17 protein-coding genes are annotated in these 17,791 nt (G+C 60.1%); 7 read left to right on the top strand and 10 right to left on the bottom strand.

What is annotated here, in order from left to right; all coding sequences use genetic code 11:
• Nucleotides 1–43 precede the first annotated feature (43 nt).
• The 9 genes from ssuB to argE form a co-directional block, all read right to left on the bottom strand.
• Nucleotides 44–850 (bottom strand): aliphatic sulfonates ABC transporter ATP-binding protein, encoded by an 807-nt coding sequence (gene ssuB, locus C4J89_RS25515; protein ID WP_124364873.1) that lies wholly within the window; start codon nucleotides 848–850, stop codon nucleotides 44–46.
• A complete protein-coding gene (ssuC, locus tag C4J89_RS25520; RefSeq protein WP_124364874.1) occupies nucleotides 847–1,635 on the bottom strand; it encodes an aliphatic sulfonate ABC transporter permease SsuC in 789 nt (262 codons plus the stop codon). Before ssuC ends, ssuB begins: the two co-directional genes overlap by 4 nt.
• A 9-nt stretch (nucleotides 1,636–1,644) precedes the next feature.
• The gene (gene ssuD, locus C4J89_RS25525) at nucleotides 1,645–2,793 is read right to left on the bottom strand and encodes an FMNH2-dependent alkanesulfonate monooxygenase (protein WP_124364875.1); all 1,149 of its coding nucleotides are present in this window, start codon (nucleotides 2,791–2,793) and stop codon (nucleotides 1,645–1,647) included.
• Nucleotides 2,794–2,818: 25 nt separating this feature from the next.
• The gene (locus C4J89_RS25530; protein ID WP_124364876.1) at nucleotides 2,819–3,787 is read right to left on the bottom strand and encodes a sulfonate ABC transporter substrate-binding protein; all 969 of its coding nucleotides are present in this window, start codon (nucleotides 3,785–3,787) and stop codon (nucleotides 2,819–2,821) included.
• A 94-nt stretch (nucleotides 3,788–3,881) separates the two neighbouring features.
• Complete coding sequence (ssuE, locus tag C4J89_RS25535) at nucleotides 3,882–4,475, bottom strand: NADPH-dependent FMN reductase (RefSeq protein WP_124415864.1); 594 nt, start codon at nucleotides 4,473–4,475, stop codon at nucleotides 3,882–3,884.
• A 254-nt stretch (nucleotides 4,476–4,729) separates the two neighbouring features.
• Nucleotides 4,730–5,368: a peroxiredoxin gene (locus C4J89_RS25540; protein ID WP_015886425.1), complete on the bottom strand. Its 639-nt coding sequence runs from the start codon at nucleotides 5,366–5,368 to the stop codon at nucleotides 4,730–4,732.
• A gap of 272 nt (nucleotides 5,369–5,640) precedes the next feature.
• Nucleotides 5,641–6,984 (bottom strand): OprD family porin, encoded by a 1,344-nt coding sequence (locus tag C4J89_RS25545; RefSeq protein ID WP_065934171.1) that lies wholly within the window; start codon nucleotides 6,982–6,984, stop codon nucleotides 5,641–5,643.
• A 654-nt stretch (nucleotides 6,985–7,638) separates the two neighbouring features.
• The gene (gene argA, locus C4J89_RS25550) at nucleotides 7,639–8,937 is read right to left on the bottom strand and encodes an amino-acid N-acetyltransferase (RefSeq protein WP_124364878.1); all 1,299 of its coding nucleotides are present in this window, start codon (nucleotides 8,935–8,937) and stop codon (nucleotides 7,639–7,641) included.
• A 136-nt stretch (nucleotides 8,938–9,073) separates the two neighbouring features.
• A complete protein-coding gene (gene argE, locus C4J89_RS25555; protein WP_124411031.1) occupies nucleotides 9,074–10,222 on the bottom strand; it encodes an acetylornithine deacetylase in 1,149 nt (382 codons plus the stop codon).
• 157 nt (nucleotides 10,223–10,379) lie between these two features.
• Here argE and C4J89_RS25560 point away from each other — a divergent pair, with 157 nt between their 5' ends.
• A complete protein-coding gene (locus C4J89_RS25560) occupies nucleotides 10,380–11,747 on the top strand; it encodes an inorganic triphosphatase (RefSeq protein WP_124411032.1) in 1,368 nt (455 codons plus the stop codon).
• Nucleotides 11,748–11,864: 117 nt separating this feature from the next.
• Here the strand turns inward: C4J89_RS25560 and C4J89_RS25565 are convergent, their stop codons facing one another.
• Complete coding sequence (locus C4J89_RS25565) at nucleotides 11,865–12,335, bottom strand: Lrp/AsnC family transcriptional regulator (RefSeq protein WP_124364881.1); 471 nt, start codon at nucleotides 12,333–12,335, stop codon at nucleotides 11,865–11,867.
• Nucleotides 12,336–12,462: 127 nt separating this feature from the next.
• Here C4J89_RS25565 and C4J89_RS25570 point away from each other — a divergent pair, with 127 nt between their 5' ends.
• From C4J89_RS25570 to C4J89_RS25595, 6 genes are all read left to right on the top strand, one after another.
• On the top strand, nucleotides 12,463–12,801 hold the full coding sequence (locus C4J89_RS25570; RefSeq protein WP_124368753.1) for a hypothetical protein: 339 nt from the start codon (nucleotides 12,463–12,465) through the stop codon (nucleotides 12,799–12,801).
• 81 nt (nucleotides 12,802–12,882) lie between these two features.
• Entirely contained in the window at nucleotides 12,883–14,568 is a 1,686-nt protein-coding gene (locus C4J89_RS25575; RefSeq protein WP_124415865.1) for a GspE/PulE family protein, read from the top strand.
• Between the two features lie 77 nt (nucleotides 14,569–14,645).
• On the top strand, nucleotides 14,646–15,566 hold the full coding sequence (locus tag C4J89_RS25580; protein ID WP_124364884.1) for an SPFH domain-containing protein: 921 nt from the start codon (nucleotides 14,646–14,648) through the stop codon (nucleotides 15,564–15,566).
• 10 nt (nucleotides 15,567–15,576) lie between these two features.
• Nucleotides 15,577–16,023: an NfeD family protein gene (locus tag C4J89_RS25585; protein ID WP_124415866.1), complete on the top strand. Its 447-nt coding sequence runs from the start codon at nucleotides 15,577–15,579 to the stop codon at nucleotides 16,021–16,023.
• A 68-nt stretch (nucleotides 16,024–16,091) separates the two neighbouring features.
• Nucleotides 16,092–16,406 (top strand): DUF2388 domain-containing protein, encoded by a 315-nt coding sequence (locus C4J89_RS25590; RefSeq protein WP_124364886.1) that lies wholly within the window; start codon nucleotides 16,092–16,094, stop codon nucleotides 16,404–16,406.
• A 163-nt stretch (nucleotides 16,407–16,569) separates the two neighbouring features.
• Complete coding sequence (locus C4J89_RS25595; RefSeq protein WP_124364887.1) at nucleotides 16,570–17,712, top strand: DegT/DnrJ/EryC1/StrS aminotransferase family protein; 1,143 nt, start codon at nucleotides 16,570–16,572, stop codon at nucleotides 17,710–17,712.
• Nucleotides 17,713–17,791: the final 79 nt, after the last annotated feature.

Below are 17,791 nucleotides of genomic sequence, written 5' to 3' on the forward strand. Positions count from 1 at the left end.
CGGGCTCCTTCTTGCAGCTTGAAGCTAAAAGCTTGCCGCTGCTTTATTGCGCCCAACGCAATTGCGTCGGCAGCGGTGAAACGGGTTCGGGTTCCGGCGGTGAGCCGGGCAGCGACAGCACGCGGTTGAGCACTTCGGCTTCCAGCGCAGCCAGGCGATGTGAACCTCGGGCGCGGGGACGAGGCAGGTCCACCATCAGGTCCAGGCCGATTTCGCCGTCTTCGATCAGGATGACCCGGTCGGCAATCGCCACGGCTTCACTGACGTCATGGGTGACCAGCAGCACGGTAAAGCCATGTTTCTGCCACAGGTTTTCGATCAGTTGCTGCATCTCGATACGTGTCAGGGCATCCAGCGCGCCCAGCGGTTCGTCAAGCAGCAACAGGCGCGGCTGGTGAATCAGGGCCCGCGCCAACGCGACGCGCTGCTTCTGGCCACCAGACAAGGCCGCCGGCCACTCCTCGGCGCGCTCGGCCAGGCCTACCGCCTCCAGCGCTTGCAACGCCTTGGGGCGCCAGTTGCCCGTAAGGCCCAGGCCGACGTTGTCGATGATCTTTTTCCACGGCAGCAAGCGCGCTTCCTGGAACATCAGCCGCGTGTCTTCGATTGCCTCATGCAGCGGCGCAGAACCCGCCAGCAGCTCGCCGCCACTGGCTTTGTCCAGCCCCGCCAGCAGGCGCAGCAAGGTACTTTTGCCGCAGCCGCTGCGGCCGACCACCGCCACGAATTGGCCGGCTGGGATATGCAGGTCGATGTCCTTGAGCACTTCACGCGCGCCAAAGGATTTGCGCAATTTGCGCACCGCCAGGGGGATGCCCTTGAGCAGGCGCGGGGGTTGTTGAGCCGTCATGCCGCACCTCCCTTATTCACTTGATACGCCGGGTGCCAGCGCAGCCACACCCGTTCCAGGCCTCGCGCCGCCAGGTCGGCCAGCTTGCCGAGGATCGCGTACATGACGATGGCCAGCACCACCACGTCGGTCTGCAGGAACTCGCGGGCGTTCATCGCCAGGTAACCGATGCCGGAACTGGCCGAGATGGTTTCCGCCACGATCAGCGTCAACCACATAAAGCCCAGGGCAAAGCGCACGCCCACCAGGATCGACGGCAACGCGCCCGGCAGGATCACTTGCCAGAACAGGCTGAAGCCGGACAAGCCGTAGCTGCGCGACATTTCCACCAGCGCCGGGTCGACGTTGCGGATGCCGTGGTAAGTGTTCAGGTAGATCGGGAACAACGTGCCCAGGGCCACCAGGAAAATCTTCGCAGTCTCGTCAATCCCGAACCACAGGATCACCAAGGGAATCAGCGCCAGGTGCGGCACGTTGCGGATCATCTGCACCGAGCTGTCCAGCAGACGCTCGCCCCACTTCGACAGACCGGTGATAAAGCCCAGGGCCAGGCCGATGCTGCCACCGATCACAAAGCCCAGGCCCGCGCGCCAGCCGCTGATCGCCAGGTGCGTCCAGATTTCGCCGCTGCGGACCAGGTTGATGCCAGCCTCGATGACCGCACTGGGCGCCGGCAGAATGCGCGTCGACAACCAACCTGCCGTCACCGACAACTGCCACACCGCCAGCAATAGAATCGGCAGCACCCAGGGCGCTACGCGATGGCTGAATTTTTCCAGGTTCATAGCGCCCCCTCAGCTCTGCGACGCAGCTTTGGGAAGGATGTCGTTGGCCACCATCTCGCCGAACGGGCTGACGTAGCCGGCACTTTTCGGCAGTTCGGGCCGTTCGATATCCAGGTGCGGGAACAGCAGTTCTGCGACCCGATACGACTCTTCCAGGTGGGGATAACCGGAGAAGATAAAGGTGTCGATGCCCAGGTCTGCGTATTCCTTGACCCGTGCCGCAACCGTTGGGCCATCGCCCACCAGCGCAGTGCCCGCGCCGCCGCGCACCAGGCCGACCCCGGCCCACAGGTTGGGGCTGACTTCCAGGTTGTCGCGACTGCCGCCATGCAAGGCCGCCATGCGCTGCTGGCCCACCGAATCGAAGCGCGCCAGGGACGCTTGGGCGCGGGCGATGGTTTCGTCGTCCAAGTGGGAGATCAGTTTATCGGCGGCTTTCCACGCCTCCTCGTTGGTTTCACGCACGATCACATGCAAGCGAATACCAAAGCGCAGGGTGCGCCCAAGCTTGGCGGCCTTGGCCCGTACTTGTTCGATTTTTTCCGCCACCGCTGCCGGGGGTTCGCCCCAGGTCAGCACCATTTCCACCTGTTCGGCTGCCAGGTCCTGGGCCGCTTCGGACGAACCGCCGAAATACAGCGGCGGGCGCGGCTGCTGGATTGGCGGGTAGAGCAACTTGGCGCCTTTGACGCTGATGTGCTCGCCGTCGTAATCAACGGTCTCGCCTTCCAGCACGCGACGCCAGATGCGCGTGAATTCCACCGACGCCTGGTAGCGCTCTTCGTGACTGAGGAACAAGCCGTCGCCGGCCAGTTCTTCCGGGTCACCACCGGTCACCAGGTTGAACAGCGCACGGCCACCGGACAGGCGGTCCAGGGTCGCCGCCTGGCGCGCGGCCACGGTCGGGGAAATGATCCCGGGGCGCAGCGCAACCAGAAATTTCAAACGCTGGGTCACCGGAATCAGCGAGGCGGCCACCAGCCACGAGTCTTCGCAAGAGCGCCCGGTGGGGATCAACACCCCACCGAAGCCCAGACGGTCAGCGGCCTGGGCCACTTGTTGCAAGTAACCGTGATCGACGGCGCGAGCGCCTTCGGCGGTGCCAAGGTAATGACCGTCGCCGTGGGTAGGCAGGAACCAGAAAATATTGAGGCTCATGGAGTTGTCTCCTGAAGAAGTCGGATTACGGCGCTTTGGCAACCGAGGCGGGTGGGGTCCAGATCACGTCCTTGATGCTCAAGGGCTTGGGAATCAATTTGAGCTGGTAGAAGCTGTCGGCGATTTTCTGCTGCGCCGCGACCACTTCGGGCGTCAGGAACAGCGCGCCGTAGCCCTGGCGTTTCACCGAGGTCAGGGTGATATCAGCGGGCAGGCCGAGCAGCGGCGCGACCTGGTCCGTCACTTCCTGCGGGTTGGCCTTGGACCATTCGCCCACGGCGCGCACTTCTTCCACCAGCGCCTTGATCACTTCAGGGTGCTGTTCGGCGTAGGGCTTGGTCGCCAGGTAAAACTGGTGGTTGTCAGCAATGCCGGTGCCGTCGCGCAGGGTGCGCGCTTGCAGTTGTTTCTCGGCGGCGGCCTGGTACGGGTCCCAGATTACCCAGGCGTCTACACTGCCGCGTTCGAAGGCGGCGCGGGCATCGGCGGGCGGCAGGAACACGGTTTTCACGTCGGTGTAGGCAAGGCCGGCGTCTTCCAGCGCACGAACCAGCAGGTAGTGCACGTTGGAGCCTTTGTTCAGCACGATCTTCTTGCCCTTGAGCTCGGCCACCGTTTTGATCGTCGAATCCTTGGGCACCAGGATCGCTTCACTGGTCGGCGCGGGCGGCTCGTAGGCCACGTAAAGCAGATCCGCACCGGCGGCCTGGGCGAACACGGGTGGGGTTTCGCCGGTGACGCCAAAGTCGATGGAGCCGACGTTCAGGCCCTCGAGTAATTGCGGGCCACCGGGGAATTCGGTCCATTGCACCTGCACGCCCTGGGCAGCCAGGCGTTTTTCCAGGGTGCCCTTGGCCTTGAGCAGCACCAGCGTGCCGTATTTCTGGTAACCGATGCGCAGGGTTTCTGCGGCGTGGGCTTGAACGATGGCGCCGAAGGACACAGCCGCAGCAAACAGTGCGACCAGACCGCGACGCAAAATGACAGTGCGCATGGCGCTCTCCAAATGTGCGATTAGGGTATTGGCGGCACCTGCTTGGCCGTTGGCGGCTGAGTAAGGTGAGTGTTTCCAGATGTCGGGGTAAGGCTTAAATGCTCCAGCGAGCACTCAACAAGCGTTCATTCAGTACATGCGGGTCCAGCGGTTTCGGGCGGCGGGCCATGGCGCTGTAAAACTGCTCCAGGGCTTCGTCCAAGCGCTGTTCAAGCACGGGCACCAATTGCGCCTGGGCACTGCCTTCGCCGTAGGCGATCTGGCTGTCTTCGGCAAAGATCCCATGCAGCAATTCCTGCGCTTTGAGCGCCGACAGCACGGGTTTAAGGGCGTAATCCACCGCCAGCATGTGCGCGATGCTGCCACCGGTGGCCATCGGTAAGACCACCTTGTGGGCCAGGGCGCGCTCAGGCAGCAGGTCGAGTACCGTCTTCAAGGCACCGGAGAACGAGGCCTTGTAAACCGGCGTGGCGATCACCAAACCATCGGCATTCGCCACTTGCTGCAACAGGTCGATGACCTTGGGGCTGTCGAACCGTGCATGCAGCAGGTCTTCGGCCGGAAAGTCGCGGATCTGGTAATTCACCACTTCCACGCCCTGGTCCTGCAGCCATTGACGGGTTTTCTCCAGCAAGACCCCGGAGCGGGAACGCTGACTGGGACTGCCTCCAAGTGTTACGACCAGCATGCAAGTATTCCTTGAGCAAGTGTCGGCGGTTCGCTGTGTGGCGATGGCGCCAAGATGGAACAGACCTTAGCAGTAGATTTATATATCTTTAAATCTTATTTATTCATTTGTTTATTCCATAAAAACATATGAGATAAACAGATCGCCAGACGAAAAAAAAGGCCGTCGAAACGGCCTGAAAAACCCCTGCTTGTGTGCTTGAAATGTGCTCAACATGTGGGAGGGGGCTTACTCCCTCCCACATGGGTCCTGTGTTAACGATTGGGTTGCGGGGTAAGCCGCAGGTACGGCTTCACTGCCCTATAGCCCTTGGGAAAGCGTTTCTTGATCTCTTCCTCGTCCTTGAGCGACGGCACGATCACCACCTCATCACCGTCCTGCCAATTGGCGGGAGTGGCGACCTTATGGTTGTCGGTCAGCTGCAGCGAGTCGATCACCCGCAGGATTTCGTGGAAGTTACGACCGGTGCTGGCCGGGTAGGTAATGGTCAGGCGGATTTTCTTGTTCGGGTCGATCACGAACAGGGAGCGCACGGTGAGGGTGTCACTGGCGTTGGGGTGGATCAGGTCGTAAAGGTCCGAGACCTTGCGGTCGGCATCGGCCAGGATCGGGAAATTGACGACGGTGTTCTGGGTTTCGTTGATGTCTTCGATCCATTTGTGGTGCGAGTCCACCGGGTCAACCGACAAGGCGATGGCCTTGACGCCTCGCTGGGCGAATTCATCCTTGAGTTTGGCAGTGAAGCCCAGTTCGGTGGTGCACACCGGAGTAAAGTCCGCCGGGTGGGAGAACAGCACACCCCAGCTATCACCCAGCCATTCGTGGAAACGAATCTTGCCGGCGCTGGAATCCTGTTCGAAGTCGGGGGCGATGTCGCCCAGTCTTAGGCTCATGGTGGGGCTCCTGATGAGTGCTTATTGAGCCCACTGTGCAGGGTTTGGGAAGATTTTAAAAAGAATAAATATCGATTTATCTAGACGATAAAGGAATATAAAAATCTGTTCATTGGACATCGGAGCGGACGAGGATCAACATCGTTTTCAAGGTTCGAGAAGGCCTTGAGACGCTGTACCAAGAGGGATTTCAGGAAGGGCTTGCGGGGGTTGAGCCCGACTTGAAAGCAACACACCTTGCCCGGCATTGCGCCGGGCAAGGCTTTACAGTCTTACAACAGCGGGATCGAGTAGCTGACGATCAAGCGGTTTTCGTCCTGGTTACGCGCGTTGGCGATATCGCTGCGCCACATAGCGTTTTTCCACGCCACGCCGACGTTTTTCAGCGGACCTTCCGGTACGACGTAGGCAACAGTGATGTCACGTTCCCACTCGGACTGGCCGGTGAACTCGGCACGGTTGCTGGCAACGGTGTCGATATGGTCGCCTTTGAGGTAAACCACACCAGCGGTCAGGCCAGGTACGCCAACCTTGGCGAAGTCATAGGAGTAGCGAGCTTGCCAGGTACGCTCGCCGGCACGGGCGAACTTCTGGATCTGCATGTCGGTAGTGATGTAGGCCGACGAGCCGTCACCCTGGTTCAGCCAAGGGAAGTCGCTGCTGCCGTTGCTGACCTGGTAACCACCACCGAAGGTGTGACCGGCAACCGAATACAGGAACAGGCCGCTGTACAGGTTGTTGTCGACTTTCCCACGACCGGAGTTGACGCCACCATAGTTGCCTGTAGAAAAGTAGGCGGACTGGTTGCCGTTGTTACCGTCGTCGGAGCTGTTGAAATAACGCAGGTCAGACTTCAACACGCCCGGACCGATGGCCCAGTTATGGGTCAGGCCCAGGAAGTGCTGCTTGTAGAAATCTTCCAGGTTGCCGTAGTAGTACTGGGCGGTCAGATCCTTGGTGATCTTGTAGTCGCCACCGGCGTAGTAGAACTTGTTGCTCGAACGCCAGTTCACGCCACGGCTGTTAGCACCGGAGATGGACAGGCTTTCGTTGTTGCTGGAGTTACGGCCCTTGGCTTTTTCGATCTGGCCGGCGACCAGGGTCAGGTCCTTGATGTCGCTGGAGGTGATCTGGCCACCCTGGAAAGTCTGCGGCAGCAGACGACCATCGTTGGTCACGATGACCGGCAGCTTGGGCTGCAAGGTACCCAGCTTCAATTCAGTCTGGGAAATCTTGGCTTTGGCAGTCAGGCCCAGGCTCGAGTAGTTATCAACGGCTTCGCCATTGGACTTGCTCGGGAAGATGGTGCCGCCATAGGACGTGGCAGTCGCGCCGTTGGTACCGCCGCCGGAATCCAGGCGAACACCCAACAGGCCGATAGCGTCAAGACCGAAGCCAACGGTGCCTTGGGTATAACCGGAGATGAAACGCAGATCGAAGCCTTGGCCCCATTCTTCGTTCTTGCTCGGGTTGGCCGTGCCTTCGCGGTTATCGGTGTTGATATAGAAGTTACGCAGACCCAGTGTGGCCTTGCTGTCTTCGATGAAACCGGCAGCGCCTGCTTGCTGGGCGATGGCGCCCAACGCTACAGCCACAGCCAAGGTGGACTTCTTCATGTACCGCTCCTCTCATTTCTAATTTTTGTATTTCTTTGGTCTCGGGTCTGACGCCCTCGATCCACAGATGCGCGATTAGCGCCAGATAGTGACCACCAAGTCAATCCTAACCTTGCATGCCTACTACCTTCGTCTAACCGCAGTTGATTTGGTCCCTGCAGGGTAATGCAGTTTTTCATACACCCAAAAAGAATTGTTTCATTCTTTTTCATACCATTCAGGAATAAGCGCATTCACCCACCGGGCTGGTCAGGCTAGACCGACCATCCCATAAGCTAATTCCTAAAGGGTATTTATCAGCACTTTTTTAGATCGCTTAGTGTTGACGCTCTGCTGCATACGTCACCCACGATCAAAAAGGCGACGCCATCATGGCCAAAGGCACATCCTCCCGTCAATTTGTTACAGTTTTTGTATCGGGATTACTTTCTTTTGATGTCAGCGCGGCTGTCGGCTACTGACGGCGTTTTTATCGTATCGGCACAAATGAAGGCTTCTGAAGCCTTGGTAAAGTTTTTGAAGGCGCAGGGCTCAAATGTGGGAGGGGGCTTGCTCCCGATTGCGGTCTGTCAGCGACTTATCAGTTAACTGACCCACTGCTATCGGGGGCAAGCCCCCTCCTACATTTGGTTAGGTAGTGTTGCTGGATTGGGTTTACAAAGGCTTCTCGAAAATTTTCGAGTTGCGCTGATAGTTGTACAGCGACGCCCGCGCCGAGGGCAGGCGGTCCACGCTGCTTGGTACAAAGCCGCGTTCACGGAACCAGTGGGCGGTGCGGGTGGTGAGTACAAACAAGGTTTTCAGGCCCTGGGCCCGGGCACGGGTCTCGATGCGTTCGAGCAATACATCGCCGCGTGCGCCATGGCGGTATTCCGGGTTCACCGCCAGGCACGCCAACTCACCCGCATCCGAATCGGCGATCTGATACAACGCCGCGCAGGCAATGATCATGCCTTCACGCTCGACCACGCTGAACTGCTCGATCTCACGCTCAAGCACTTCCCGGGAACGACGCACCAGGATGCCCTGCTCTTCCAGCGGGCTGATCAGGTCGAGCAAACCGCCGACGTCTTCAATCGCCGCTTCGCGCACCAGTTCGAATTGCTCCTGGGCAACCAGCGTACCGCCGCCGTCGCGGGTGAACAGTTCGGTGAGCAAAGCGCCGTCTTCGACGTAGCTGACAATATGGCTGCGCCCTACCCCACCACGACAGGCTTCGGCGGCGGCATCGAGCAGCTCTGCCTGATAGTTGCTGCCCAGGCGCTGCAGGTGCGCCGGCACTTGCTGCGGACGCAACTCACGCACCAGTCGGCCGTTTTCATCGATCAGGCCCAGGTCGGCACCAAACAGCAGCAACTTGTCGGCGCCCAGGTCGATGGCGGCACGGGTGGCAACGTCTTCGCAGGCCAGGTTGAAAATCTCACCGGTGGGCGAATAACCCAACGGCGACAGCAATACGATGGAGCGCTCGTCCAGCAACCGGTTAATGCCCTTGCGGTCGACCCGGCGCACTTCGCCGGTGTGGTGATAGTCCACGCCTTCGAGCACACCGATTGGCCGCGCGGTCACCAGGTTGCCGCTGGCCACCCGCAAGCGCGAGCCCTGCATGGGCGATGACGCCATGTCCATGGACAGGCGCGCTTCGATGGCAATACGCAACTGCCCCACCGCGTCGATCACGCACTCGAGCGTCGCCGCATCGGTAATGCGCAAACCTTCGTGATAAGCCGGGGTAAGGCCGCGCGCTTCAAGGCGCGCTTCAATCTGCGGACGCGAGCCGTGCACCAGCACCAGTCGCACGCCCAGGCTGTGCAACAGCACCAGGTCGTGGACGATATTGCCGAAGTTCGGGTGTTCCACCCCATCGCCAGGCAGCATGACCACAAAGGTGCAGTCGCGGTGGGCATTGATGTAGGGCGAAGCGTGACGAAGCCAATTAACGTAGTCGGGCATAACACCTGGGCCTGTAATAAAAAGCAGCCAAAAAAGGATCAATCGTGAAAGCGCACAGCGGGCTGATGGTTATCGTCGGAACAGGCTTGGCGACACGCTCACTCTCCTTTCTATGTACGAACAGGCAGGGGTTAATTTATGCAGGTTTCAGGCAGTAATGTTCGATCAGTTCCCGCAATAGACGCACTGTAGGCGTCAAGCGTGACATTTCGAGGTATTCGCCCGGCTGGTGCGCACAGGCGATATCGCCAGGGCCGAGCACCAGGGTTTCGCAACCAAGGCGCTGAAGATAAGGCGCTTCGGTGCCGAACGCCACTGCTTCGGCACGGTGGCCGGTCAAACGTTCCGCCACCCTTACCAACTCCGCGTCTTCCGGCTGCTCGAAGGGCGGTACTTCCGGGAACAGCGGCGCGTAATCGATCTTGACCTTATGCCGCTCGGCCAGGGGCTCGAGTTTTTGCCGAATGGCGGCGCGCAGCACCGCAGGGTCCATGCCCGGCAGGGGGCGCAGGTCGAACTCCAGGGAGCATTGGCCACAGATGCGGTTGGGGTTGTCGCCGCCATGGATGCAGCCGAAGTTCAGGGTCGGCTGCGGCACGCTGAACTGCGGGTTGCGGTATTCGCGCTGCCAGGCAAGGCGCAGGCCGCGCAGTTCGCCGATGGCGTCGTGCATGGCTTCAAGGGCACTGTGACCAAGGCTTGGGTCCGACGAATGGCCGCTGCGCCCTAGGATGTCGATGCGTTCCATCATCACGCCTTTGTGCAGGCGGATCGGCTTGAGGCCGGTCGGTTCGCCGATCACCGCCGCCCGGCCCAGTGGCCGCCCCGCCTCGGCCAGTGCGCGGGCACCGGACATGGAGCTTTCTTCATCGCAGGTGGCGAGGATCAGCAGCGGTTGCTTGAATGGTTGGTCCAGCAGCGGCAGCACCGCTTCAATCGCCAGCGCAAAAAAACCCTTCATGTCGCAACTGCCCAATCCTACCCAGCGGCCGTCGACTTCCGTCAGCTTGAGCGGGTCGGTTTTCCACAGGGCCGCGTCGTAGGGCACCGTGTCGCTATGACCAGCCAGCACCAGGCCACCGGGGCCACTGCCGAAACTTGCCAACAGGTTGAACTTGCCGGGGCTGACCTGCTGGATGTCGATGGAGAAGCCCAGGTCGCCCAGCCAGGTGGCGAGCAGGTCGATCACCGGGCGATTGGTCTGGTCGAGGGACGCCTGCGTGCAACTGACCGACGGCGCGGCAATCAACGCGGCGAACTGCTCTTTCATGGACGGTAACGGCATGCGCGGTCTCCAACTTCCCGGATGAACCCCACTATAGAGCCATCTGCACGACACAATAAACCGTTGCGGCACGTTGCCGGGCTCAGTCCTGTACACTGCACGACCTTGGCAGCCACACTTTTCCCCGGCTGCGCTCCCGATCCTGGATTTTCCGGCCATGCAGAAAGAAACCGAAATCAAGCTCCGTGTCAGCCGCGAAACACTCGCCGCGCTGCGTGAGCACCCGCTACTGAAAAAACGCAACAAAAGTGGCTGGGAACGCCGTGAGTTGATGAACCAGTATTTCGACACCCCCGAGCGCGACCTGGCCCAGGCCAAGGTGGCCCTGCGCTTGCGCAAGGACGGTGACGACATCATCCAGACCCTCAAGACCCGTGGCCAGAGCGTCGCCGGTTTGTCGGAACGTAACGAATACAACTGGGACCTGCCCAAGGCCAAGCTCGACGTGAAGAAGCTCGACGGCGAATGCTGGCCCGAGCAACTGGCCGAGCTGGACAAAAAGACCCTCAAGCCGATCTTCACCACCGACTTCGTGCGCGAGCGCGCCGAAATCGCCTGGGGTCGCGGCAAGGCCAAGGTGGTGATCGAAGCCGCCCTGGACCTGGGCCACGTGGTGGTCGGCAAGCAGAAGGAAGAAATCTGCGAGCTGGAACTGGAACTGCGCGAAGGCGAACCGGCCGCCCTGCTGGAACTGGCCGCCGAACTGGCCGCGACCCTGGCGCTGATGCCGTGTGACATCAGCAAGGCCGAGCGCGGCTATCGCCTGTATGACGCCAGCAGCTATTCCTTGAGCCTGCCGGCACCGCAGATCCACGCCGAAATGCCGTTGGACGATGCCTTCGCCGCAATCATGTGGCACTTGCTGGGCAGCAGCCAGCGCCTGGCCGAGCAATATCGCTTCAATGGCCACTGGCGCTTGCTGCAGGACTGGGTCGAGACCCTCGGCGAATTGCGCGCGCTGATCGGCAGCCTCGGCCAGGCCGCGCCGCGTCAATCCACCAGCGAATTGCGCAGTGTCCTGGATGCGTTGCTGGAAGACTGGCGCCCGCTGGTCCAGGCCGGTGACGACGATGAAGACATCCGCAAAGCCGCGCCGGAGCAGTTCGTTGAAGAGCTGCAGGACGTGCGCTGGGGCCTGTTCTCCCTGAACACCTCGCGCTGGCTGCTGGCCCGCACCTGGACCGCCGAGCGTAACGTGCGCGGCAACCGCCAGGGCGCTGCGCAAATCACCAACTGGCTACCGCGCCTGCTGGCCGACGACGCCGTTGCTCTGCAACTGCCGCGCTACCAGCAACAGCCGGAAGACCTGGCCGAGCAACTGCCGCGTATCGAACGCATCCAGGCCTGGCTGCACCATGCCCGTCAGGTGGTGGATATTCCGGAACTGGACCGTTTGTACGGCGAACTGAACAAGCTGGCGCACCTGGCTAACCAGCCGATCACCGATGAGTCGCTGGATGCGCGGATGCACCAGGCGATTGCGGTTTATCAGAATCGTGCCTGGAAGACTTTGCTGCGTCTGTAAGATCGCCATCGGGGGCAAGTCGAATCGTCGCACCGCCCCTCCCACATATAACTGCATTCCAAAGTAGGAACTCGGTCAACTGTGGGAGGGGGCTTGCTCCCGATAGGGCCGGACCTGCTAGCGCAATACTGGCAGGCTGGTTGTGGATTTTATTTCCGACAACGCCACAATCGAATTAACCTCCTGAATCCCCGGCACCATCGACAACTTATCAAAGAAAAACCGCTCGTACGCCTCGATATCCGACGCAACAATGCGCAACAGAAAATCCACCGCGCCCATCAGCACATAACACTCCAGCACTTCCGGAAAGCCACGAATCGCCTCGGTAAACTCGGTGAAGTTGGACCGACCGTGGGCGTTGAGTTTGACCTCGGCGAAAATCTGCGTGTTGAGGCCGATTTTTTTGCGGTCCAGCAAGGTGACCTGGCCACGGATCACGCCATCCTCTTTGAGCCGCTGAATACGCCGCCAACATGGTGACTGCGAGAGGCCGACCTGCTCGGCGATCTGTGCGCTGGAGAGCGAAGCGTCCTCTTGGAGCAGGGCCAGGATACGACGGTCATAAGCGTCCAGTTCGCTTTGCATAGAAATACCTTATAAATTGATTAAGCTGAATTGATTGATTCGATTATCTGCCAATCTGTTCGATTTGAGATAAGAAATCTCAGGCGCTGCGTGTAAAAATTTCTTCAGTCGAATTTGGAGAATCAACATGCACGCCGTCGAAACCGCTCACTCTGTTACCCGCGCCGATGCATGGGCCGTCGATAGCCTTCACTGCGAGGCGCATTATCGAATCGTCGCGGAGGCGGAGCCGGACGTACTGTGTCGGGTGTTGAATTACTTCGCGCTGCAATTTCTCACGCCCAATCAGGTGAGCGTGAACAGGGAAGACGACCTGCTGCGCATCGACATCATGATGGGCGGCCTGAGCTGGCACCGCGCCCAGGTGATCGGTGAAAAGATTCGAAACCTGATCAGCGTGTGTTCCCTGGAACTGCGCCCGGCCGACTGCGCGCGGCTTCAAGCCGTGGCCGCAACGTCTCGGTAAAAACCTGCAATACACGTACACGCAGAGTTTTCAGAAGCTGGCTAGCCTGGGATTACACCCGACGCCCACCAGGAAACTCTCATGTCCACCGCCCTGCCAGATCGCCCTCTGGAACTGCATCCGTTGCTGCCTGCATTGCTCGAGCAGGAGCTGATCACGGCAGAGACGGCGCAACGGTTGTTGTCCGCGCCCACCAGCGCCCAGCATCCCCTGGAGCGTATCGCCGCAGAAGGGCCATGCCTGGAAACGTTAACCCAATGGCTGGCCCGGCAGGTCGAGCAACCTTATCTGCGCATCGACCCGCTGAAGATCGACGTCGCGACGGTGGTGCCGTTGATGTCCCATGCCTTCGCCCAACGTCATGCCATCCTCGCAGTCGCCGTGGATGCGCGCAGCGTCACGATCGCCAGCGCTCAACCCCATGTCAGTGGCTGGGAGGCCGGGCTTTCCCAAGTACTCAAACGCACGATCAAGCGCGTGGTGGCCAATCCCCAGGCGATCCAGCGCTGCATCAACGAGTTCTATCGGTTGGCCAAATCGGTCAGTGGGGCTGATCAAAAAATGGCAGCGCCCGGCAATGCCGAACTGCTCAACCTCGGCGCCAGCGATAAGGAGCCGCACGCCGATGACGCGCACATCGTCAATATCGTCGACTGGCTGCTGCAGTACGCCTTTGGTCAGCGGGCGAGCGATATTCATATCGAGCCCTGCCGCGAACAGGGTCGTGTGCGCTTTCGCATCGATGGCCTGTTGCATGACGTCTACCAATTTCCGCCACAGGTCACCACCGCTGTCGTCAGCCGCCTGAAAAGCCTTGGCCGTATGAACGTGGCAGAGAAGCGCAAACCCCAGGATGGGCGCATCAAGATGAAAACCCCGGCGGGGGCTGAAGTGGAACTGCGCCTTTCGACCTTGCCCACCGCTTTTGGCGAGAAGCTGGTCATGCGCATTTTTGACCCCCAGGTGCTGCTCAAGGATTTCGACCAGCTGGGCTTGTCTGCCGAAGATCAACAGCGCTGGCAGGCCATGACCCGACAGGCCCACGGCATTATCCTGGTCACCGGCCCGACCGGCTCGGGCAAGACCAGCACGCTTTACGCCACCCTCAAGCAACTGGCGAGCCGGGAGGTCAACCTGTGCACGGTGGAGGACCCCATCGAGATGGTCGAACCGGCGTTCAACCAGATGCAGGTGCAGCACAACATCGACCTGACCTTCGCCAGCGGTATCCGCGCGTTACTGCGCCAGGACCCGGACATCATCATGATCGGCGAGATTCGCGACCGGGAAACCGCCGAAATGGCGATCCAGGCCGCGCTGACCGGGCACCTGGTGCTGTCGACCCTGCATACCAACGACGCGCCGAGCGCGATCAGCCGCTTGCAGGAACTGGGGATCGCTCATTATTTGATCAAGGCAACGCTGATAGGCGTCATGGCGCAACGCTTGGTGCGTGTGCTGTGCTCCCATTGCAAACACGCCGTGGCCGACGCCTATGAAGCCGCTGGCTGCGTTGAATGCCGTGACAGTGGTTACCGGGGCAGAGCCGGGCTCTATGAGATCATGACGGTGGACGAAACCCTCAAGGCGCTGATTACCCCCGGCGCGGACGTGCAGGCCTTGCGCCATGCGGCTCTCGGGCAAGGCATGCACAGCCTGCGCATGGCTGGCCTGCAAAAGGTGAAGGCCGGGCTGACGACGATGGCGGAAGTCCTGAGGGTGACCCCTGGGGATTCAGAAACAAATCCTTTGTTTGTTGGGCATTGAAACCGTCCTTATCCGTGACGAGACCGTTACACTCGGCCGAACGTCGTGTCACTGACATCATCAGATAGGGAATCGTTATGCAGATCGGAACCGTACTGCTTCTTTTCGTGGGGTTGGCCATTGCCATCCTGTTCATGGGTTTCAAAGTGGTGCCCCAGGGCTACCAGTGGACAGTCGAACGTTTCGGCCGCTATACCAACACCCTCAAGCCTGGCCTCAACATTATCATCCCGGTCATGGACCGCATCGGCCGCAAGATCAACGTGATGGAAAGCGTGCTAGATATTCCCCCCCAGGAAGTGATTACCGCCGACAACGCCACCGTACAGATCGACGCCGTGTGCTTCTTCCAAGTGGTGAACACGGCCCAGGCCGCGTATGAGGTGAACAACCTCGAGCATGCCATCCGCAATTTGCTGCAAACCAATATCCGTACGGTGCTTGGCTCCATGGAGCTGGATGCGATGCTGAGCCAGCGCGACGGTATCAATGAAAAACTGCTGCGCACCGTCGACGAAGCCACGGCACCGTGGGGCATCAAGATCACCCGTATCGAAATCAAGGACATCAGCCCGCCTGCCGACCTGATGGCGGCCATGTCCGGGCAGATGAAAGCCGAGCGGATCAAGCGTGCGCAGATCCTCGAAGCCGAAGGCCTGCGAGCCTCGGCGATCCTCACCGCCGAGGGCAAGAAGCAGGCGCAGATCCTCGAGGCCGAGGGTAGCCGCCAGGCCGCCTTCCTTGAGTCCGAAGCGCGCGAGCGTCAGGCCGAGGCTGAAGCCCGGGCGACCCAGGTGGTATCGGAAGCGATCGCATCCGGTAACGTGCAGGCGGTGAACTACTTCGTCGCGCAGAAATACATCGATGCCCTGGGCAAGCTGGCGTCGGCCAACAACAGCAAGGTAATCCTGATGCCGCTGGAAGCCAGCCAGGTGATCGGTGCCGTGGGTGGTATCGGCGAGATCGTCAAAGCGGCTTTCGACAACAAGAAAGGCTGAGGTCGCCATCATGTGGGAATTCCTGCTGCACCTTTCGTTCTGGGACTGGCTGGCGCTGGGCACCGTGTTGTTGATTCTCGAGGTGTTCGGCGCGGGAGGCTACCTGTTGTGGATGGGTATCGCCGCAGCCGCCGTGGGAGTGATCAAGTTTATCGTCCCGCCCCTGGGACTTGAGTGGCAACTGCTGCTGTTCGCCCTGTTGTCAATATTGACGGCCGTGTACTGGTGGAAACGCCAACGCAGCGGCGCCAAGGCCAGCGATCAACCCGGCTTGAATGAGCGCGGTTCAGAGTTGGTCGGACGCACCTTCTTGGTGCATCAGGCGATCGTAGATGGCAGGGGCAAGGTTAAAGTCGGCGATGGCGTATGGATGGTCACCGGTGTCGATGCGCCCGTAGGCGCTCAAGTGCGCGTGATTGGCCAGGATGGGGTGGTTTTAAAGGTTGAAACTGTTTAGTCAGTGATGGAACTGGATCAGGTTAACTACAATCAAAATGTACAGATAACCCACCGGAGTCACCCATCATGCGTCTTAAATATGCTGTCGCAACCCTCGCTGTGCTCTCCCTCCCTGTCGGCTCAGCCATGGCCGATAGCTTCTGGCGTAATGTCATCTCGTCGGGCGCCACCACCGGCTCGACCTACCTGACCTTCAAGGACCACAAGCTGGTAGTCGCCGCCCAGGACGACGCCGGCAGCTTCGTCGCCAGCAACGGCGGCATTCGCGGCCCGTACCTGGAAGCGGCCATGCAGAAGGTCCGTGCTGATAACCCTGGCCTGCAAGCCACGGATATGGAACTGGCCAACGCCATCCTCGCGAAGAACGCTGTAACCGAGTAATACCTGCACATTAAAAAATGCCGCTTTTTCAAGCGGCATTTTTTTGCCTGGAGCGTGACGAATCATTCACGGGCGACAGGCTATATTCAGTCGAGCCGTGCAACCATGCAGGGCTGACACGTCCATTACTCATCGCCTACCTGAAACGGATGCCCTCTTCGTCATGAGCCAACAGCCCTTCCTGCCGTTTTCCAAACCTACCATCGATGAAGCCACCATCTCGGCGGTCGGCGATGTGCTGCGCTCGGGCTGGATCACCAGCGGGCCGAAGGTGCAGGCGTTCGAAGCGCAGCTGTCGGAATATTTCGGAGGCCGGCCGGTACGCACCTTCAACTCCGGCACGTGCACCATGGAGATTGCCCTGCGTATCGCCGGTATCGGGCCTGGGGATGAAGTCATTACCACACCGATTTCATGGGTTGCCACGGCCAACGTTATTCTGGAGGTAGGCGCCACTGCGGTATTCGCCGATATTGACCCGGTGACCCGCAACATCGACCTGGCCCAGGTTGAAGCCGCGATAACCCCGCGCACCAAGGCGATCATCCCGGTCTATCTGGCCGGCTTGCCCCTGGACATGCCGATGCTTTATGCGCTGGCCAACAAGTACAACCTGCGCATCATCGAGGACGCCGCCCAGGCCCTGGGTTCCAGTTGGGACGGGGAACGCATCGGCGCCAGCGGCGACTTCGTGTCGTTCAGTTTCCAAGCAAACAAGAACATCACCTCATCCGAAGGCGGCTGCCTGGTGCTCAACAACGCCGATGAAGCGCGCCTGGCCGAGAAATACCGCCTGCAAGGCGTGACCCGCAGCGGTTTTGATGGCCTGGATGTGGACGTGCTGGGTGGCAAATTCAACATGACCGACATTGCCGCCGCCATTGGCTTGGGGCAGTTTGCGCATATCGAGAAGATCACCGCCCATCGCCAGAACCTGGCTCGGCACTACTTCGAATGCTTCGGCAGCGATTTTGAACAAGTGTACGGCGCGCAACTGCCGCCTGCAGACTTCGAAAACAGCAACTGGCACCTGTTCCAACTGGTATTGCCGGAGCGTCAGGACGGTTTGCCTGCCCGCGCCACCTTTATGGAGCGGATGCAGGCCCACGGCGTCGGCATCGGTTATCACTACCCGCCGATCCACCTGCTGAGCCTGTATCGGGCACAAGGGTTCAAGGAAGGCATGTTCCCGGTGGCGGAGCGTGTTGGGCGTTTGATCGTGTCCTTGCCGATGTTCACGGCGATGACGAAGGCGGATGTAGAGCGGGCCGTGGCGGCGGTCAAAGCGGTATTGAAAGCAGGCTGATCACTTAATGTGGGAGGGGGCTTGCCCCCGATGACGGAGTGTCAGCCAATGCATCTTTGACTGAACCACCGCTATCGGG

Origin of the sequence: Pseudomonas sp. R4-35-07, from assembly GCF_003852235.1 — a bacterium.
GTDB lineage: Bacteria > Pseudomonadota > Gammaproteobacteria > Pseudomonadales > Pseudomonadaceae > Aquipseudomonas.